The following is an 18,129-nucleotide window of genomic DNA, read 5'->3' as shown; positions in this document are numbered from 1 at the left end:
GGGTGTTCCCCCCGGGGGGCGGGGGCGGCCCGGGGGGGCCCGCCGATGGTGTCCTGTTTTTTGTGGGTGGTGTCGGGGGGGGGGGTGGGTTTTTTTGTTTTTTTTTTTGTTGGGGGGGGGGGGGGGGGGGGGCCCCCCCCCCCCCCCCGACCCCGGGGAGTTGGTGCCGGTGCTACTTGGTCGAGACCGTGAAGCCCTGGTCCTTGCCGTACTTGGCGAGGGCCTTCTGCCAGGCCTCGAGGCCGGCGTCGAGGGAGGTGCCGTTCTCGTACGCCTGACCGACGGTGTCGGCGTAGACGCTGTTCGCGTACACCTGGTACGGCAGGTAGGTGAAGTCGTTGTCCGAGGACTTCGACGCGTCGACGAGCACCTTGTTGATCTGCTGCCCACCGAAGTAGGACGGCTTCTCGTCGAGGAAGGCCGACGAGTCGAGGTCAGCGGTCGTCGAGGGGAACCCACCGGACTTCATGAAGACGCCGGTCGACTCCTTGGACGAGTTCAGCCACTTCAGGAAGCCCGCGGCGAGGGCCGGGTTCTTCGACTGCTTCATGACGACCTCGGCGCTGCCGCCGTTGTTCGCGGTCTGGGCGGTGCCGCCGTCGTAGGTCGGCATCGGGGCGACGCGCCAGTCACCCGAGGCCTGGGCGACGCCGGACTCCAGGTTGCCGGGCATCCAGGCGCCGGTGATCATCGTGGCGATCTCACCGTTGCCGAGCTGCTTGTACCAGTCGTCGGTCCAGCCGACGGTCTTCGACAGCAGGCCCTGCTCGACGAGCTCGTTCCAGGTGCTCGTCCACTTCTTCGAGCCCTCGTCCTGCAGGTTGATGGTCACCTTGTCACCGTCGGTGGTGAACGGGGTACCGCCGGCCTGGGCGATCATGCTCGTGGTGAAGCCGGCGTCGCCGGAGTCGGCCGCGATGTAGGCGTTCGGGTCGGCCTCGTGCAGCTTCTTCGCGGCGGCGACGTACTCGTCCCAGGTCTTCGGCACGGCGATGTCGTGCTTGTCGAAGACCGTCTCGTTGTAGAACAGCGCCATGGGGCCGGAGTCCTGCGGCAGGCCGTAGACCTTGTCGTCGATCGACACCGAGCTCCAGGTGCTCTTCGCGAACTTGTCCTCGAGCGAGTCGAAGCCGTAGCCGGACAGGTCGAGCAGCGAGTCGGACAGGGCGAACTGCGGCAGCGCGAAGTACTCGACCTGGGCGACGTCGGGGGCGCCCGAGCCGGCCTTCACGGTGTTCTGGAGCTTGGTGTACTGGTCGGCGCCGGTGCCGGCGTTGACGAGCTTGACCTTCACCTTGGGGTACTGCTTCTCGAACGCGGCGACCTGGGCCTTGGCGGAGGGGGTCCACGACCAGTAGGTCAGGGTGCCACCGTCCTTCAGTGCCTTGGTGATGTCGTCGGACGAGCCACCGGACGACGAGCCGCCGGTCGCGCAGGCGGCGAGGGCGATCGTGGCGGTGACGCCGATGGCGAGGGCGCTGAGCCCGCGCCGGAGACGCTTGTTCATGGGGGTGCCTTTCACTTCTTCGTGGAGAGGGGGTCGTGCTGCTGTGTTCCGGACCGGAGGGCGCGGGGCGGGGTCGCCACGGGCCTCCCGTCCGACGGATCAGGCCTTGACGGATCCGGCCGCAAGGCCGGACTGCCAGAAGCGCTGGAGGAAGAGGAACGCGACCACGATCGGGATGATCGTGAGGAGCGATCCCGTGACGACGAGGTTGTAGATCGGCTGCGCGCCGGACCCGGTGGCCTGGGCGTTCCACTGGTTCAGGCCGACCGTCAGGGGGTACCACTTCGGGTCGCTCAGCATGATGAGCGGCAGGAAGTAGTTGTTCCAGGTGGCGACGACCGCGAAGAGCAGGACGGTGACGACACCGGGAGCGAGCAGGCGGAGCGCGATGGTGAAGAAGATCCGGAACTCGCCGGCGCCGTCCATGCGAGCGGCCTCGAGGAGTTCGGCGGGGATCGCGTCGACCGCGTAGGTCCAGATCAGGTACATGCCGAACGGGCTGATGAGCGACGGCAGGATGATCGACCACGGGGTGTTGGTCAGGCCGACCTGCGAGAAGAGCAGGAAGGTCGGGACCGCCAGGGCCGTGCCGGGGACCGCGATGGCACCGAGCACGATGGCGAACACCGCGCGGCGTCCGGGGAACTGGAACTTCGCCATGCCGTAGCCGGCGACGGTCGCGAGCAGGGTGGCGCCACCGGCACCGACGACCACGTAGAGCAGCGTGTTGCCGAACCACTGCAGGAAGATGCCGTCGTTGTAGGTGACGGTGTCGACGATGTTCTGCCAGAGGTTGAAGTCCCCGCCGAACCAGAGCCCGAAGGTGGAGAGCAGCGACGCCTGCGTCTTCGTGCTGTTCACGAGCAGGTAGAACAGCGGCGCGAACGAGTAGACGACGAAGACGACCATGACCACGGTCAGCAGGCCGGAACGCTTCGGCTTGCGTCCGTCGACGTGCTGCTCGGCCTTCCGCTCGGCCTTCCGGGAGGCCCGGGTCGAGCGGGTGCGCGGGTCGCGCTGCGTCGTGGTCGCCTCCGTGACCGTGGCCGGTCCGGCGGCGCCGGTCGCGGGGTGCTGGATGGTGCTCATCGGTTCTCCTGGCGGGTTCCGCGGACCTGGACGACGTAGGCGATCACCGCGGTGATCACGCCCATCACGATCGCGACGGTGGCGGAGTAGTTGAACTGCTGGCCGCTGAAGGACAGCGAGTAGGCGTACATGTTCGGGGTGAAGGCGCTGCCGATGACGTTCGGGGCCAGGGTCTTCAGCAGGTTCGGCTCGTTGAAGAGCTGGAAGCTGCCGATGATCGAGAAGATCGTGGCGATGACCATGGGGCCGCGCAGGGCCGGGAGCTTGATCGAGAAGACCGTGCGCAGGGGGCCGGCGCCGTCGAGCTCGGCGGCCTCGTACAGCTCACCGGGCACCGTGCGGAGTGCGGCGTAGAAGATCAGCATGTTGTAGCCGAGGAACTCCCACGTGACCACGTTGCCGATGGAGGTCAGCACCCAGGTGGGGCTGAACGGCTGCAGCAGGTCGATGCCGAGCGCGTCGTTCGCCGCACCGGTCAGACCGAACTGGTTGCCGTAGATGAAGCCCCAGATCAGGGCCGCGACGACACCGGGGACGGCGTAGGGCAGGAACACCGCGATGCGGAAGAACGACGTGCCCCAGAGCCGTGCGCTGTCGAGTGCGAGGGCGGCGACGAGTGCGAGCCCGAGCATGATCGGCACCTGGACGACCAGGAAGATCGCGACCCGACCGAAGCCGGACCAGAACTTGGCGTCCTGGAAGAGCTGAACGTAGTTGGCGAACCAGACGAACTGGTTGCCGCCGATGAGCTGGTCGCGGAACAGGCTGAGCCAGAGGGCGTAGCCGATCGGGACGATGAGCATGGCGATCAGGACGACCACGAAGGGTCCGACGAACAGCCAGCCGGTGTAGCGCCCCCGCGCCTTGGTCCGGCGACCTGCCGGGCGGGGGGCTGCCGGCTGCGCTGCGGCTGCCTCGCCGGGCCGCGCTGCGAGCGTGCTCATGTGACTCCTTCGTCTGCTGCGTTCGGGTGTCCGGTGTCTCGGCCGCGACCCGGGCCCGGTGGCGGGCGCTCTGGCGGTCGCAGATGTTGACGTCAACATCGAACGTCAGGACGATAGCATGGCAACGTCAACATGCGCTAGCGTCCGGGAACGCAGACTGCGTGATCCCGCAACGGAAGGAGCTCGAGCCGATGACGACCGAGTCCCCCGCCGGCACCCGCCGCTCCCCCTCGATGGCCGCCGTCGCCGACGCCGCCGGGGTCTCGATGCAGACCGTCTCGCGCGTCGCCCGCGGGTTCGACAACGTCAGCCCGGACACCCGCGACCGCGTGCAGCGCGCGATGGACACCCTGGGCTACCGGCCCAACCGTGCCGCACGGGCCCTGCGATCGGGGCGCTTCCGCACCATCGGCGTGATCATGTTCACGCTCGCGTCCTTCGGCAACATGCGCACGCTCGAGGCGATCGCCGACGCCGCCGGCACCGCCGACTTCACGATCACGCTGCTGCCGATGGCCTCGCGCACCGAAGAAGGCGTGCGCTCCGCGTTCTCCCGCCTGCACGAACAGGCCGTCGACGGCGTCGTGATCATCATCGAGTCGCACATCATCGACACGGCCGAGGTCGTGCTGCCCGACGGCGTGCCCATGGTCATCATCGACTCCACCGGCAGCACCGACCACCCGGCGATCGACACCGACCAGACCGACGGCGCGCGCCAGGCCACCCAGCACCTGCTCGACCTCGGCCATGAGACCGTCTGGCACGTCGCCGGACCGACCTCGTCGTACTCCGCCGCACGCCGGTTGGCCGCGTGGCAGGACACCCTGTCGCGCGCCGGACGGGTCGTCCCGCCGGTGTTCCACGGCGGCTGGACGACCGAGCACGGCTACTCGGCGGGGCTCGAGATCGCCGCACGCCCGGACATCACCGCCGTGTTCGCCGCCAACGACCAGACCGCGCTCGGGGTACTCCGCGCCGCGCACGAGTTCGGGCGGTCCGTGCCGTCGTCGCTCAGCGTGGTGGGCTTCGACGACTCCCCCGAGTCCGACTCCTTCTGGCCGCCGCTCACCACCGTGCACCAGTCCTTCGACGAGGTCGGGCGCCGAGCCGTCGCGAACCTGCTCGCCCAGATCGACGGCGAGTCCGTGTCCTCCGCCCCCGACCTGGTGCCCGTGCGCCTGGTGGAGCGGGCGAGCACCGCGCCGCCGCCTGCCGCGCGCTGACGCCACCGGGCTCGGCCGCCGGTTCGCGGCGCCCGGTTCGCGGCCCCGGTTCGCGGCCCCGGTTCGCGAAAGCGACACTGTGCCGCCAACCTTCCGCGGAGAACTGTCGCTCTCGCGGACCGGACGGCGCAGCGGGCCGCACATCTGTCGCTTTCGCGACCAACAGGCGGACGGGAGGCGCGGTGCCAGCCCGCCACGGGCCTCCCGTCCGCCGCCCGGGGCACACCCGCGAAAGCGACAGTGTCCCGCCAACCATTTGCGGAGAACTGTCGCTTTCACGGACCGGACGCCGCAGCATGCCGGGAGACTGTCGCTTTCGCGAACCGAACCGGACCGGACCGGACCGGACCGGACCGGACCGGACCAGGCCGACACACGACACGCGACACGCACCCTGCACGCGCACGCGCACGCGCCGCGCACGAACGAGCAGAGGACGTCGGGCGCGAGCGCCCGACGTCCTCTGTGCTCACTCGACGCCCGCCGCAGCGCACGCCGAGGCGTCTCAGCCGATTGACACGGCGGTCCAGGACACGGGCGGCAGCTCGATCGTGATGGTGTCGCCATCGCGGCTGACCGTCTCGTTCGTGCGGAGCCCGACGCGCTCGGTGGACGAGAGGTCGTTCACGGCGTGGATGTCGTCGTCCCAGATGCCCTCGGCACGGACGTCACCCGAGGCCGCCAGGCCCGCGAGGTCGATCGTGACGGTGGTCGACTCGGACGGGTGGCGGTTGATCAGGAAGACCGCTGCCTTGCCGTCCTCGGTCACGGTGGCGGCCGAGTCCACGACCGGCACCTCGCCGTACTTGCCGCCGTCGACGGTGTCGCCCGAGGCCTTGACCTGCAGCGACGTGCCGTTCGCCAGGCGCGACGTCAGCGAGAACGGGAAGAACGTCGTCTGGCGCCAGGCCGGGCCGCCGGGCTCAGTCATGATCGGGCCGATCACGTTGACGAGCTGCGCGAGCGAGGCCGAGGCGACGCGGTCCGCGTGCCGGAGCAGCGAGATGAGCAGCCCACCCACGACGACGGCGTCGGCGACGGTGTAGACGTCCTCGAGCAGGCGTGGGGCAACCGGCCAGTTCTGCGGCCCGAAGGTCTTCTGCTGCTCGTTCCACTTCGTGATCGACCAGACGTTCCACTCGTCGAACGAGATGTCGATGCGCTTGTTGGACTTCTTCTGCGCCTGCACGTGGTCGGCGGCGGTGGTGACCGTCTTGATGAAGTGGTCCATGTTCACGCCAGCGGCGAGGAACGACGGCAGATCGTCGCCCTCTTCGTAGTAGGCGTGCGCCGAGATGTAGTCCACGTCGTCGTAGGTGTGCTCGAGGACGGTGCGCTCCCACTCGCCGAACGTCGGCATCGACGCTCCGGACGAACCGCAGGCGACCAGCTCGAGGTCGGGCTGGATCTGGCGCATGGCCTTCGCGGTCATGGCGGCGAGCTTGCCGTAGTCCTCGGCGTTCTTGTGGCCGAGCTGCCACGGGCCGTCCATCTCGTTGCCGAGGCACCACATCTTGATGGCGAAGGGCTCCTGGCGGCCGTTGGACTTGCGGTACTCGGACAGTGCGGTGCCGGCGTCGATGTTCGCGTACTCGAGCAGCTCGATCGCCTCGGCGGTGCCGCGTGTGCCGAGGTTCACGGCGAGCATGAGCTCCGAGCCGACCTGGTCGAGCCAGTGCTGGAACTCGTGCAGGCCGACCTCGTTGGTCTCGGTCGAGTGCCAGGCCAGGTCGAGGCGCTTCGGGCGCTGCTCGACGGGGCCGACGCCGTCCTCCCACTTGTAGCCGGAGACGAAGTTGCCGCCGGGGTAGCGGATGGCGGAGACGCCGAGTTCCTTGACGAGCTCGACGACGTCCTTCCGGAAGCCGTGCTCGTCGGCGGTCTCGTGCGCGGGCTCGTGGATGCCGTCGTAGACGTGGCGGCCGAGGTGCTCGACGAACCCGCCGAACAGGCGACGTCGCACCGGCCCCACGGTGAACGCGGCGTCGAGGACGAGGTGTGTGCGGGGCATGGATCTCCTTCGATCGTGCGAGAGCGGGTACTGCGGGTCGTGCGGTGCGCGTGCTCGGTCCGGCGCCAGGGGTAGCGAAGCGGACCGTCACGAAAGTGAGCGCTCACCTGACCGAAACGCTACCGGGTTCCACGGCGACGCGAAAGGGGTGGCGGATGATCTTCGCGAGCGCTAATGTGAGCGCTCACGGAGCACCGACCCACGGCTCTCGTGCACGGAGCAGCAGTGTTCCGCGAACGGAGCAGCGATGCTCCGGCGGGAGCACCGACCCTGCTCCCGAGCCCGGCCCATCCCGATGGAGTGATGCCATGCCGAACCGCCCAGCAACACCCGCGTCGCGCCTCTCGCGCCGCGGCTTCCTCGCCGCAGGAGCGGCGGCCGCGACGGTCCTGCCGCTCGCCGCGTGCTCGAGCCCGATCGCAGCCGGCCTGGCCGGCAGTGCGCTCAACCCCGAGACGCTCGTCTTCTGGAACCTCTTCGGCGGCGGTGACGGCCTCCGCATGCAGGCGATGGAGGACGGCTACGCGAAGCAGCACGGCGGATCGAGCTCGCTGCAGGCCACCACGTTCGCGTGGGGCAACCCGTACTACTCGAAGCTGACACTGGCCACCGTCGGGAACAAGCCGCCGGACGTCGCGGTCGCCCACCTGACCCGCGCGAAGCCGCTGTGGGACGGCGACCTGCTCGACCCGATCACGTCCGAGGACCTGGCGAGCGTCGGCCTCAGCGCCGCCGACTTCAACCAGAAGGCGTGGACGGCGCAGAAGACCGACGGCAACAACATCGCCATCCCGCTCGACACCCACCCCTTCGTGCTCTTCTACAACGTTGACGTGTGCAAGAAGGCGGGCCTGCTCGACAGCGACGGCAACCTCAAGGACCTGTCCGGCATGGACACGTTCGAGAGCGCCCTCGCCGCGGTCGCGAAGGTCACCGGCGGCACCGCGCTCAACGTCGCCAACGTCGTGCCGGAGACCGCCACCCCGTGGCGCTTCTTCTGGACGATGTACAACCAGATCAACGACGCGACACCCTTCATCAGTGACGGCGGCGCGAAGCTCACCGTCAACGAGGACGCCTACAACGAGGTCACCAGCCGCACCCAGAAGTGGGTCAAGCAGGGCTGGATGAACAAGGCGCTCGACTACGCCACGGCACAGTCCCTGATGTTCGACGGCAAGGCCGGCTTCTTCATGCAGGGCGAGTGGGAGATCAGCACGGCGCAGTCCATCAAGGGACTGAAGTTCGGCATGGCCCCGATCCCCCAGCTCTACGACAAGCCCGCGACGCAGGCGGACTCGCACACCTTCGTGCTGCCGAAGAAGGACCGCACGCCGGAGCAGCGCAAGCAGCACATGCTCTTCATCAAGCAGATGCTCGAGCAGAGCCTGACCTGGGCCGAGGGCGGGCACGTCCCCGCCTACATCCCGACCTTCGACAGCAGCGCCTACAAGGAGCTCAAGCCCCAGTCGAACTACGCGGCCGCAGCCGAGACCGCCGTGTTCGACGACCCCGCCTGGTACGGAGGCTCCGGTTCGACCTTCGAGGGCACCGTCGGCGCCCAGCTGGCACTCGTGCAGCAGGGCAGCTCGTCGCCCGCACAGGCGCTCAGTGCCATCAAGTCGCAGCTCGCGACCTACCTGAACACCCCGAGCCCGCTGTGACCGGGCACATGACCGCCCGGCTCGTACGCTCCGGGCACACGACCCACGCGATCGCCGTGAACACCGCGCGAAAGGCACGATGACGTGACCACAGCACCTGTCCTCGACCGGCCCACGGACGCGGCCACCGCGTCGCGTCCGCGCCGGAACCGCACCTACGGCACCAGCCTCACCCGTGGCCAGGGCCGCAGCGGCTGGCTCTTCCTCGCCCCGTTCGGCCTGTTCTACGCGGCCTTCCTGCTCGGCCCGACGGTCTGGATGATCGTCTCGAGCTTCTTCAACACCTCGACCGTCCGCACGGGCCTCGGCAGCTTCGCCGGGTTCGCGAACTACGCCGAGATGCTCGGACGCTCCGACTTCTGGTCGTCGCTCTGGCACACGCTGCAGTTCACGCTGTACACGACGCCGCCGCTCGTCATCCTGGCGTTCGTCTTCGCCGTGCTGACGAACCGGATGAACCGCGGCCAGTGGTTCTTCCGACTGGCGTTCTTCCTGCCGTTCATCCTGCCGTCGGCGACGATCTCGCTCATCTGGGTGTTCATCTTCACGCCGGCGACCGGCCTGTGGGCGAGCATGCAGTCGGCGATCGGCCTCACCCCGGGCTCCGGCATGCTGTCCAGCCCGAACACCGCGATGATCGGTGTCGCGATCGCCACCGTCTGGTGGACCCTCGGCTTCAACTTCGTGCTCTACCTGGCCGGTCTGCAGGAGATCCCGCGCGAACTGTACGAAGCGGCCGCCGTCGACGGCGCGTCGAACTGGCAGCAGATCAAGTCGATCACGCTGCCGCTGCTCGGCCGCACCACGACGCTGGTCATCCTGTTGCAGATCATCGCGAGCCTGAAGATCTTCGACCAGGTGTACCTGATGACGAACGGCGGACCGGGCATCTCCACCCAGGTCTCGCTGCAGCTCATCACGGGCGTCGGCTTCACCGACAACCGACTCGGTGCCGCCTCGGCAGCGTCGGTGCTCCTGTTCATCGTGATCGTCGCGATCGCGGTCATCCGGCAGCTCGTCGAGCGCGCTGCCGCCAAGCGAGAGATCGGGGCCTGACATGACCGCCACCGAGAGCATCACCACCGGCCGCGCCAAGCTCCGCACCGGCGTCTCGGCCGCCGCCCCCGCGAACGCCGCCAAGATCGGCGTCTCCGGCAAGGGCTTCAACCTGGTCGCCGGGATCATCCTGATCGTCTTCGCGATCATCTGGCTCATCCCCAGCCTGTTCGCCCTGAAGACGTCGCTGTCCGACAACGGCGTCGCCGCCCTCGGCGCGAACTCGATCCTGTCGAACTGGAACCCGACGCTGCACTCCTACGCGGCACTGTTCCAGGCCGGTGACATCTGGAACTGGTACCTCGCCAGCGCCATCACGAGCGTGATCACGGCCGTCCTGACGGTCATGTTCGCCTCGATGGCGGCGTTCGCGCTGTCCCGCCTCGTGTTCCGCGGTCGGAACATCGCGTTCCTGCTCATCATCCTCGGGATCATGATCCCGACGCAGGTCCTGATCATCCCGATCTTCCAGGAGCTCAACGCCGTCGGCCTGCTGAACACCTACTGGTCGGTCATCTTCCCGCAGGTGCCCGCCGTGATCGCGGTGTTCATCTTCAAGCAGTTCTTCGACGGCATCCCGAAGGAGCTGGAGGAAGCGGCTCGCATCGACGGCGCCAACATCTGGAAGATCTACTGGTCGGTCATCCTGCCGCTGTCGCGTCCGGTGATCGCCGCGGTGACGATCCTGACGTTCGTGGGTGTCTGGAACAACCTGCTGCTGCCGCTGTTCGTGCTGTCGAACCCGGACCTCATGACGATCCCGGTCGGGCTCGCCACGGTCCAGGGCAGCTTCGGTCAGCGCTACGCGGACATCCAGGCCGGAGCGATCCTGGCGGCGTTGCCGCTGATCATCCTCTACCTGATCTTCCAGCGGCAGATCGTGGAGGGCGTGACGGGTTCCGGCCTCAAGGGCTGACGCAACCCCACGACGGACGGGAGGCCCGTGGCGATGTCGCCACGGGCCTCCCGTCCGTCGTGCTGGTCGCGTGGCGGAAGCGGGCGTACCTGGCGAGATCGGGCGTACCTGCCGAGAAGTTTCGTGACGGTACGCCCGGAAGCGCCAGGCATCGCACGCGTCATGGGAAGGAACGGGCACCGCTCAGGCGGAGACGGACTCCTTGGCCTCGTGCTTCCAGAAGCCGGAGAACGTGATGCGCGCCTTCGGAAGACCCGCACGGTGCAGGTGCCGGCGGCCCTCGGTGGCGAGGGTCGACTCGCCGACCACGAAGGCGTACCCGCGGTCGTCGACGGGCACGTGCCGCTGCAGTTCGGCGAGCGCGGCGCGGCCCGGGACGGCGTGGTGGTCGACCTCGTCGCGGACGATCCACGTGACCGCGACCCCGGCGGGTGCGTCGATCTCGCGGACGTCGCCGGCGGTGGGGACCTCTTGGATGATGCGGCCGACGGCGTCCCGGGGCAGTGACGCGGCGATGCCGAGCACGCCGGGCAGGCCGGTCTCCTCGGCCGCGATGACGATCTCGCTGGTGTCGTCCGGGCAGTCGAAGATGCAGCCCTGGTCGAGCATCGCCAGCTGGTCGCCGGGGCGGGCACCGCAGGCCCAGATGGCGGCACGGCCCTCGGGCTCGCCGTCGGCGTCGGTGTGCACGACGAAGTCGACGTCCATCTCGGCGGTGCCGTCGGGCATCAGGCGGAAGGCGGCGACGGTGTAGTTCGCGCAGTGCGGGCGGACGTCCTCGGGGATGGCCAGGAACGTCGGCCACCACTTCTTGCCGTCGAGGTCCGGCATCCGGAACGCGTCCTGGTCCGGACGCCCGGTGAACAGGCGGAACCAGTGGTCGAAGCCGAGGAACGGGAACTCGTGCAGGTCGTCGCCGGTGACGGTGACACGCTGCATCGACGGCGTCGTGCGCTCGGTCCGCAGGACCCGGGCACGGAAGAGCCGGGGATTCTCGGGCAGGAGCCGCGGAGTCTTCGCCATGAGGCAAGGCTAACCTAAGATGTTCTCCGTGCCAGCCCCCTCCCCTGCCCTGGCTTCCGTCTCGGAGGCCCGCACCGCCGATGCGTCAGCAGCCCTCGGTATCCACCGCACCGCCGTCCGTCGCCGCGTCCTGGTGATCGCCGGACTGGTCGTCGTGCTGGTCCTGGTGGCGGTCGCGAGCATGCTCCTCGGCAGCAACCGCATCGGCGTCGACCGGGTGCTCGACGGCCTCTTCCGGACCGGGTCGACCACCGATGAGGCGATCGTCTGGGGCTCCCGGGTCCCGCGCACGCTCATCGGTGCCGCGGTCGGAGCGGCCCTGGGGATCGCGGGGCTCCTGATGCAGGGGCACACGCGCAACCCGCTCGCCGACCCCGGACTGTTCGGGGTCTCGTCGGGCGCCGGACTCGCCGTCGTCCTCGGCGTCTACGTGTTCGGGGTCACGAGCACCGGCGCGACGGTGTGGTTCGCCCTCGGCGGCGCGCTGGTCGCGAGCGTCGTGGTGTTCTCGGTGACCATCGCGGGCAGCGGAACGGCGAGCCCGGTCCCCCTCGCCCTGGCGGGCGCCGCCGTCTCGGCCCTGTTGGGCGCGCTGACCTCGTTCGTCGTCCTGACCGACCAGGACTCACTCGACGCGTACCGGCTGTGGGTCGTCGGCTCCCTCGCTGCACGGCAGCTCGACATCCTCGGCGCGGTGTGGCCGTTCCTGGTCGCCGGGCTGGTGCTCGCGATCCTGAACGTCCGGGCACTCGATGCGCTCGGGCTCGGCTCGGACCTGGCCAAGGGCCTGGGCGAGAACGTGCTCGTCGCGCGGCTCGTCGGGCTCGGGGCCATCACGTTGCTCGCAGCCGGTGCGACCGCCGCCGCCGGGCCGATCGGCTTCGTCGGCCTGACCGTGCCGCACGTCGCCCGAGCCCTCGTCGGCACCGGGCACCGGTGGACCCTGCCGGTCTCCGGGCTCGTCGGAGCGGCGCTCGTGCTGCTCGCCGACGTCGTGGGGCGGCTCATCGGCGGGTTCTCGGAGGTCGAGGTCGGCATCGTCCTGGCCGTCATCGGCGGCCCCGTCTTCGTCGCCGTCGCCCGTCGCCGATCGCTGGTGTCCCTGTGACGGGCGCAGCGGTCCGTGCGCCCGGCCGTTCGGGGGTCCGCATCGGCCCGATCGGCCTCGCCTGGCGCCCGCGGGTGTTCTGGTACACGGTCGCCGCTCTCGGTCTGGTCCTGGTGCTCGTCGTCCTCGGTGTCGCGATCGGCTCGACCTGGATCGCCCCGGGCACCGTGCTCCGCTCCCTGGTCGGGCTCGAGACCGGCCCGGACGGCTTCATCATCACCACCCTCCGGCTGCCCCGTGTCCTCACCGGAGCGCTCGTCGGGCTGACCCTCGGCATCGCCGGCGCACTGACCCAGACCTTCACGCGGAACCCCCTGGGCACCCCGGACATCATCGGCGTGACCTCGGGCGCGAGCGTCGGCGCCGTGGCGGCCATCGTGCTCGGTGGGGGCACGTACTCGGTGTCCTCGATCGTGCTCAGCGGCGGGATCCCGGTGGCTGCGACGATCGGCGCGCTCGTCGCCGCCGCAGTCGTCTACGGGCTCGGCTGGCGCGGCGGGGTGCAGAGCTACCGGCTCATCCTGGTCGGCATCGGCGTGAGCGCGACCCTCGACGCCGTGACGAGCTACCTGCTCGTCCGCGCCAAGATCACCATCGCGACCGCGGCGTCGCAGTGGCTCGTCGGCAGCCTGTCGAGCACCTCGTGGTCGAGCGTCTGGCCGCTGCTCATCGTCGCCGCGGTCGCGGTGCCGATCGCCCTGGCGACGAGTGCGGCGCTCGGCATCGGACAGCTCGGTGACGAGGTCGCGACCGGGGTGGGGCTCGCCGTCCAGCGGCACCGCCTGCTCGTGATCGCCCTGGCCGTCGTGCTCACCGCCGCCGCCGTCGCCGCCGCCGGACCGGTCGGTTTCGTCGCGTTCGTGGTACCGCAGGTCGGACTCCGGCTGGCCGGGACGAACCGGCCACCGCTGCTGCTCGCCGGCCTGCTCGGCGCCGCGCTGGTCCTCGCGGCGGACCTGCTTTCCCGATCGGCGTTCCCGTGGCAGGTGCCCGTCGGCATCATCACGACCGTGATCGGCGCCCCGTACCTGATCTGGCTCCTCATCCGTCACCGCAAGGAGATGTCCCGATGACTCCCCCGTCGACACCCCCGTCCACCCCGGTCCTCGAAGCCCGCAGCCTGTCCGTCGGCTACGACCGGCACCCCGTGCTGACCGATCTCGACCTGCGCATCGAGCGTGGCACCGTGACGACGTTCCTCGGCGCGAACGGCTGCGGCAAGTCGACCCTGCTCAAGGCGTTCGGGCGCGTGCTGAAGCCGCAGTCCGGCGAGGTCCTGCTCGACGGTGCCCCGATCCGCAAGGAACCGAACCGCCAGGTCGCGCGGAAGCTCGCGATCCTGCCGCAGTCCCCCGTCGCTCCTGCGGGCACGAGCGTGCTCGACCTGGTGATGCGCGGCCGCAACCCGCACCAGTCGTGGGCGAAGCCGTGGACCGCGGACGACGCCGACGTGGCGGAGCAGGCCATCGCGGCGACCGGTCTGACCGACGTCGCCCACCGCGACGTCGCGAGCCTGTCGGGTGGCCAGCGACAGCGTGCATGGATCGCCCTGGTGGTGGCGCAGCAGGCCGACACGTTGCTGCTCGACGAACCGACGACCTACCTGGACCTCGCGCACCAGCTCGAGGTCCTGCGCCTGGTGCGCCGACTCAACCGGGAGCAGGGCTCCACCATCGTGATGGTCCTGCACGACCTGTCGCTCGCGGCCCGGTTCTCCGACCGGCTCGTCGTCCTGCACGACGGCGGCGTCGCTGCCGACGGGGCACCGCACGAGGTACTGACCCCCGCGTTGCTCGAGCACGCCTTCGGGCTGCACGCGCGCGTGTTCCCGGACCCCGTGACCGGGGCGCCGATGATCGTGCCCGAGGCCGACGAGCACGACCCGGCGCCGCATGCCGAACCAGACGTCGAACTAGCGGGTGCCGCAAACTTAGGTTAGCCTCTCCTAACGTGAAGCTCTCCCGACGCGGCTCCCTCCGAGCCACTCTCCTGACCTCCGTGGCCGTCTCGGCCCTCCTCCTCGCCGGCTGCTCGAGCACCGACTCGAACGACTCCGACGGCGACACCGCGGCATCGAAGGCCTGGTCCTACGAGGACGCCACCGGCACGACCGTCAAGGTCGACCACACGCCGAAGCGCGTCGTCGTGCTGAACGACATCGCGATCTCGTTCATCGAGTACGGCCTGAAGCCGGTCGGCACCTTCGGCCAGCTGACCATGGCGAAGGACGCCCGGTTCGACGACCTGGACACCGACGGCATCACGCAGCTCGGCACCGGGTACGGCGACATCGACCTCGAGAAGCTCGCCGCGCTGAAGCCCGACCTCGTCGTGACCTCGGTCTACCCGACCGACGAGAAGGGCACGCTCGACGACACGCAGCCCGGCTACGGCTTCAAGGACAACGAGCAGGAGAAGCAGATCGAGGCCATCGCGCCGGTCGTCCAGGTCAAGTGGGGCGGCAAGGGCGAGGACGTCATCGAGAAGATCGCCGACCTGAGCGAGTCCCTCGGCGCCAAGGAGTCGACGATCGAGGCCGCCGAGAAGCGCTTCGACACCGCAGGCGACGAGCTCGAGAAGGTCGCGAAGGAGCAGGACCTGTCGGTCGTCTCCATGTACGCCGATGGTGACGGCGCCTACGTCACGCGCCCGACCGACGAGCCGCTGCTGCAGATGTACTCGTCGTTCGGTGTCGACTTCGTGAACCCGAAGCCGAAGGGCTTCTACTGGGGCATCTACTCGTGGGAGAACGCGGGCCAGATCAAGGCCGACGTCCTGCTGCTGTCGCAGCAGGGCTACCAGGTCGCGGACCTCGAGAAGCAGCCGACCTTCGCCGACAACGCGGCGCTCGAGGCCGGCCAGGTGCACAGCTTCACCTTCCCGGCGCTCGACTACGCCTCGCAGGCCGACTACATGAAGCAGCTCGCGGGCTGGCTCGAGGACAGCAAGAAGCTGTCCTAGGACGCAACCAACGATCGGACGGGAGGCCCGTTGCCAGCTGGCAACGGGCCTCCCGTCTGTCCGTGGTGCGTTCTCGTGCACGTGCCCCGCCTGGTGTCGTCAGCCCACCGGCAAGGCGGCGTTCACCGCGGTCTGCGCATCGCGCCAGACCGCGGCGCGGGACCCCGCGTAGGTGCCGCCCTGACCGTTCGAGTAGTACCGCAGGTTGTGCTTCCCGCCGTCGGTGTTGCCCTGCCAGTACGCGGTCACAGCACGCGAGCTCCCGCCGACCAACCACACCTGGTCGGCGGCGTCGGCCGTCCCGGTCTTGCCGAACAGCGTGGTGCCGTCCGGGGTCTGGCCGCCGCTCGCCGTGCCGCCTCGGAACGCACCCTGCATGACCTCGAACGCCGTCGCCGCAGTCTGCGGCGAGACGGCCTGCGAGCAGGTGCGCGGCTGCCCGCCGAGCTCCGTGCCGTCCGGTGCGGTCACCTGGTCGATGACGACCGGCGCGCAGTACCGACCACCGTTCGCGACGCCCGCGTAGGCCGCCGCCATCGTCAGCGGCGCAATGCTCTCGGTACCGAGCAGCGACGCGGGGTTCCACGGCAGCTCGCCGCCGGCGGCCAGGTGCACACCGAGGCGCTTCGCGACGTCGCGGATGTCGCACAGGTCGAGCTGCGCGGCCATCGACTGGTAGGCGGCGTTCACGGACTGGGCCGTGGCCGAGCGGACCGAGTACGGCCCCTTCTGGCCCGGCGAATCGTTCTTCGGCTGCCAGAAGGCCGTCGTCTGCTCGCCACACGCCGTCCACGTGCTCTGCGGGTGCGGGGTGCCGTTCACGACCGTGTCCGGGCTGCGGCCGGCCTCGAGCCACGCCAGCAGCGTGAACATCTTGTACGTCGAGCCGGTCTGGAAGCCCGTCGAATCTCCGTCGGCCTGGTCGACGGCGTAGTTCAGCGACGTCGCCGTCGGTGGCGCCTGCTCCGACCGGTCGTAGTCGGTGTTCTGCGCCATCGTGAGCACCCGGCCGGTGCCCGCCTCGACGGTGTTCAGCGTCGCGCCCAGCGCGAGACGAGTCTCGGTCTTCGGGTCGTACCGGTCGAGCAGGTCCTTCTGCTTCGCGTTCAGGTCGAGGTCGAGCGTCGTCTGGATGCGGTACCCACCCGTCCGCCAGGCATCGGCGCGCTGCTGCTTCGTCGCGCCGAGCTGCGGCAGCCGTGCGGCGACTCGCTTGGCGTAGTCGCAGAAGAACTCCGCCCCGGTCTCGACGGCCTCGCACCCCTGCTGCGGCGCGGTGATGCGCACGTAATCGGCCAGCCGCGACAGCCGTGCCGTGCGGTACTCGTCGGTCGTCAGGTGCCCCTGCTCGTGCATGGACCGGAGGATCACGTTCCGCCGCGCGGCGTTGTCGCGGTAGTGGTCCGGCGTGGACAGGTCGCGGCGCTCCGGCCACTGCACGATCGCGATGAGCGATGCCGCCTCGGCCGGGGTCAGGTCGGTGGCGGACTTGCCGTAGTAGTGCTGCGCGGCCGACTGCACGCCGTAGGTCTGGTCGCCGAAGTAGGCGATGTTCAGGTACGCCGTCAGGATCTGCTCCTTGGTGTACTTCTTCGCCAGGCCGATCGCGAGCTTCATCTCGGCGAGCTTCCGCTGCGGCGACCGCTTCGTCGCCTCCTTGTACCCGGCCTTCTGCTCCTCGAGCGTCGGCAGCTCGCTCGCCCGCTGGATCTTGATGTTGCGGACGAGCTGCATCGTGAGCGTCGAGCCACCCGATCCGCCCTCGCCCTGCGACGCGGCGACGCTCACCAGGGAGCGGACCATCGATGTCGCGTCCACACCACCGGTCTCGTAGAACCGCTTGTCCTCGCCGTCGACCGCAGCGTGCTTCAGCTGGTCGCTGATCTGGTCGAACGACAGCTCCTGCCGGTCCTGCGCCCACACGTTCGCCAGGTGCACCGGTTCGCCACCGCGGTACGCCCAGACCTGGTTGCGCTGCGGCAGGTCCCCGATCTCGATGTGCTCCGGCAGCGACTCGAACACCCCGATCGCCGACGTCGTGCTCACTCCGGCGACCGCGATCATCGGCGTCACGCCGACCCCGACCATCAACCCTGCGAGCACACTGCCGCCCACGAAGCCGAGCGCGGCTCCCCCTGCACGTCTCATCGTCATCGCTCTGGATCCCCCGTGGTGCATCACCGCACCGATCTGGTGCGGTAGTTCGGGAGCGTCCCAGCCGATCTCGGGCGGTCGCCGGGACTTCGCCGCGGAACACCGCCGTGTCCGCTGGGAATGCGCCCGTCGTGACGGGATCGTGACGTCAGTGGGGGCGATCTCGGCCCTCCGGACGATGACGGGCGGCTCCGAGAGTGCCCGTCTCTGCGCGTCTCGTCGCCGCGCTCCCACGACCATTCCTCGTGACCAGCTGCAGAGTGGTGCGCGACTCGCGGTCGGGCGGATGTCCGCCGGGCTTCGGACGAGCACCCGAACGCCGCACGGGAAACACGAGCTCCGGCGCACTCCGATCGAGACGTCGTTCGTCGCGGCGCGCGCCCGTGGCGGTGACGTATCTCGCTCGCCGAGCCGTGTCCCACTGCTGGAAGCTCCGGCGAGCCAGATCAGCTGTGCGTCGCCACGCTCGT

General features: G+C 69.4%; 14 protein-coding genes. 8 read left to right on the top strand and 6 right to left on the bottom strand.

Features of this window, described 5'->3' with window-relative positions; all coding sequences use genetic code 11:
• Positions 1 to 172: 172 nt before the first annotated feature.
• The 3 genes from EDF31_RS15445 to EDF31_RS15435 form a co-directional block, all read right to left on the bottom strand.
• On the bottom strand, positions 173 to 1,507 hold the full coding sequence (locus tag EDF31_RS15445; RefSeq protein ID WP_207896245.1) for a sugar ABC transporter substrate-binding protein: 1,335 nt from the start codon (positions 1,505 to 1,507) through the stop codon (positions 173 to 175).
• 99 nt (positions 1,508 to 1,606) lie between these two features.
• Positions 1,607 to 2,596: a carbohydrate ABC transporter permease gene (locus EDF31_RS15440; RefSeq protein ID WP_207896243.1), complete on the bottom strand. Its 990-nt coding sequence runs from the start codon at positions 2,594 to 2,596 to the stop codon at positions 1,607 to 1,609.
• Positions 2,593 to 3,540, bottom strand: a complete 948-nt coding sequence (locus tag EDF31_RS15435; RefSeq protein WP_131846757.1) for a sugar ABC transporter permease — start codon at positions 3,538 to 3,540, stop codon at positions 2,593 to 2,595. Before EDF31_RS15435 ends, EDF31_RS15440 begins: the two co-directional genes overlap by 4 nt.
• A 191-nt stretch (positions 3,541 to 3,731) precedes the next feature.
• Between EDF31_RS15435 and EDF31_RS15430 the strand changes: the two genes are divergently transcribed.
• On the top strand, positions 3,732 to 4,766 hold the full coding sequence (locus tag EDF31_RS15430; protein ID WP_131846780.1) for a LacI family DNA-binding transcriptional regulator: 1,035 nt from the start codon (positions 3,732 to 3,734) through the stop codon (positions 4,764 to 4,766).
• A 505-nt stretch (positions 4,767 to 5,271) separates the two neighbouring features.
• Here EDF31_RS15430 and EDF31_RS15425 read toward each other — a convergent pair.
• Positions 5,272 to 6,777 (bottom strand): alpha-N-arabinofuranosidase, encoded by a 1,506-nt coding sequence (locus EDF31_RS15425; protein ID WP_131846756.1) that lies wholly within the window; start codon positions 6,775 to 6,777, stop codon positions 5,272 to 5,274.
• Between the two features lie 308 nt (positions 6,778 to 7,085).
• On the opposite strand from EDF31_RS15425, the gene EDF31_RS15420 reads away from it, so the two are divergent.
• The 3 genes from EDF31_RS15420 to EDF31_RS15410 all read left to right on the top strand — a co-directional run bounded on the left by EDF31_RS15420 (position 7,086) and on the right by EDF31_RS15410 (position 10,413).
• The gene (locus EDF31_RS15420) at positions 7,086 to 8,441 is read left to right on the top strand and encodes an extracellular solute-binding protein (RefSeq protein ID WP_111086245.1); all 1,356 of its coding nucleotides are present in this window, start codon (positions 7,086 to 7,088) and stop codon (positions 8,439 to 8,441) included.
• A gap of 84 nt (positions 8,442 to 8,525) precedes the next feature.
• Positions 8,526 to 9,497 (top strand): sugar ABC transporter permease, encoded by a 972-nt coding sequence (locus tag EDF31_RS15415; protein WP_111086244.1) that lies wholly within the window; start codon positions 8,526 to 8,528, stop codon positions 9,495 to 9,497.
• Between the two features lies 1 nt (position 9,498).
• Positions 9,499 to 10,413, top strand: coding sequence for a carbohydrate ABC transporter permease (locus EDF31_RS15410; protein ID WP_123938319.1), 915 nt, complete (start codon positions 9,499 to 9,501; stop codon positions 10,411 to 10,413).
• 183 nt (positions 10,414 to 10,596) lie between these two features.
• Here EDF31_RS15410 and EDF31_RS15405 read toward each other — a convergent pair whose 3' ends face one another.
• Complete coding sequence (locus EDF31_RS15405) at positions 10,597 to 11,436, bottom strand: siderophore-interacting protein (protein ID WP_131846755.1); 840 nt, start codon at positions 11,434 to 11,436, stop codon at positions 10,597 to 10,599.
• 28 nt (positions 11,437 to 11,464) lie between these two features.
• On the opposite strand from EDF31_RS15405, the gene EDF31_RS15400 reads away from it, so the two are divergent.
• Genes EDF31_RS15400 through EDF31_RS15385 form a run of 4 tightly spaced genes read left to right on the top strand, consistent with a single transcriptional unit; the run spans position 11,465 to position 15,505 of the window.
• Entirely contained in the window at positions 11,465 to 12,544 is a 1,080-nt protein-coding gene (locus EDF31_RS15400) for an iron ABC transporter permease (protein ID WP_243650088.1), read from the top strand.
• Positions 12,541 to 13,617: an iron chelate uptake ABC transporter family permease subunit gene (locus EDF31_RS15395; RefSeq protein ID WP_243650087.1), complete on the top strand. Its 1,077-nt coding sequence runs from the start codon at positions 12,541 to 12,543 to the stop codon at positions 13,615 to 13,617. The genes EDF31_RS15400 and EDF31_RS15395 overlap by 4 nt, the downstream gene beginning before the upstream one ends.
• Complete coding sequence (locus EDF31_RS15390; RefSeq protein WP_131846753.1) at positions 13,614 to 14,483, top strand: ABC transporter ATP-binding protein; 870 nt, start codon at positions 13,614 to 13,616, stop codon at positions 14,481 to 14,483. The genes EDF31_RS15395 and EDF31_RS15390 overlap by 4 nt, the downstream gene beginning before the upstream one ends.
• Positions 14,484 to 14,494: 11 nt before the next feature.
• Complete coding sequence (locus EDF31_RS15385; protein WP_131846752.1) at positions 14,495 to 15,505, top strand: ABC transporter substrate-binding protein; 1,011 nt, start codon at positions 14,495 to 14,497, stop codon at positions 15,503 to 15,505.
• A gap of 99 nt (positions 15,506 to 15,604) precedes the next feature.
• On the opposite strand, the gene EDF31_RS15380 is transcribed toward EDF31_RS15385, so the two are convergent.
• Positions 15,605 to 17,659 (bottom strand): transglycosylase domain-containing protein, encoded by a 2,055-nt coding sequence (locus EDF31_RS15380; RefSeq protein ID WP_243650086.1) that lies wholly within the window; start codon positions 17,657 to 17,659, stop codon positions 15,605 to 15,607.
• Positions 17,660 to 18,129: the final 470 nt, after the last annotated feature.

Origin of the sequence: Curtobacterium sp. PhB142, assembly GCF_004341255.1 — a bacterium.
Taxonomy (GTDB): domain Bacteria; phylum Actinomycetota; class Actinomycetes; order Actinomycetales; family Microbacteriaceae; genus Curtobacterium.
The sequence above is the reverse complement of the archived record's forward strand: the minus strand, read 5'-3'. Positions and strand labels throughout refer to the sequence as shown.

What these genes read in the sequence shown, in the direction of transcription:
- EDF31_RS15440 (WP_207896243.1), bottom strand. Translation starts at nt 2,596, where the DNA reads ATGAGCACCATCCAGCACCCCGCGACCGGCGCCGCCGGACCGGCCACG.
- EDF31_RS15420 (WP_111086245.1), top strand. Translation starts at nt 7,086, where the DNA reads ATGCCGAACCGCCCAGCAACACCCGCGTCGCGCCTCTCGCGCCGCGGC.
- EDF31_RS15435 (WP_131846757.1), bottom strand. Translation starts at nt 3,540, where the DNA reads ATGAGCACGCTCGCAGCGCGGCCCGGCGAGGCAGCCGCAGCGCAGCCG.
- EDF31_RS15380 (WP_243650086.1), bottom strand. Translation starts at nt 17,659, where the DNA reads ATGACGATGAGACGTGCAGGGGGAGCCGCGCTCGGCTTCGTGGGCGGC.
- EDF31_RS15390 (WP_131846753.1), top strand. Translation starts at nt 13,614, where the DNA reads ATGACTCCCCCGTCGACACCCCCGTCCACCCCGGTCCTCGAAGCCCGC.
- EDF31_RS15405 (WP_131846755.1), bottom strand. Translation starts at nt 11,436, where the DNA reads ATGGCGAAGACTCCGCGGCTCCTGCCCGAGAATCCCCGGCTCTTCCGT.
- EDF31_RS15445 (WP_207896245.1), bottom strand. Translation starts at nt 1,507, where the DNA reads ATGAACAAGCGTCTCCGGCGCGGGCTCAGCGCCCTCGCCATCGGCGTC.
- EDF31_RS15410 (WP_123938319.1), top strand. Translation starts at nt 9,499, where the DNA reads ATGACCGCCACCGAGAGCATCACCACCGGCCGCGCCAAGCTCCGCACC.
- EDF31_RS15430 (WP_131846780.1), top strand. Translation starts at nt 3,732, where the DNA reads ATGACGACCGAGTCCCCCGCCGGCACCCGCCGCTCCCCCTCGATGGCC.
- EDF31_RS15425 (WP_131846756.1), bottom strand. Translation starts at nt 6,777, where the DNA reads ATGCCCCGCACACACCTCGTCCTCGACGCCGCGTTCACCGTGGGGCCG.